Source organism: Corynebacterium hiratae (assembly GCF_009708045.1).
In the GTDB taxonomy this organism is placed as follows: domain Bacteria; phylum Actinomycetota; class Actinomycetes; order Mycobacteriales; family Mycobacteriaceae; genus Corynebacterium; species Corynebacterium hiratae.
Map to the genome: position 1 here is coordinate 1 of NZ_VIOG01000048.1, position 321 is coordinate 321.

Sequence of the window (321 nt, forward strand, 5' to 3'; positions counted from 1 at the left end):
ACCAGCGTGTCTCTTCGGCAAAATACTTCGCGGCCTTACGCAGGATGTCACGTTCTTCACGAAGCTTAGAGACTTCTTTTTCTAGCTGGCGGATCCGTTCAGAATCAGTCGTCGCCTGGGCGTTGTCACGCAGGGTCTTCGTGCGGGCGCGTTTGCCGGTGCCGTACTGCTTAAGCCAGGAATAAAGTGAGGATCGATTGACTCCAAGCTCTGCTGAAGCCGCGTGAAGTGAGAGGTCCTCATTGTTTTCGTAGAGGGCCACAGCATCACGTTTGAACTGTTCGGAGTACCTAGGCATGGTGGTAGATTACCTTTCTTCCC

At 53.3% G+C, this 321-nt stretch carries 1 protein-coding gene; it reads right to left on the minus strand.

Annotated elements, in window-relative coordinates; translation table 11 throughout:
* On the minus strand, nucleotides 1-298 hold a 298-nt coding region (locus FME68_RS12985), incomplete at its 3' end, for an IS3 family transposase (protein WP_046649398.1).
* Nucleotides 299-321 lie beyond the last annotated feature (23 nt).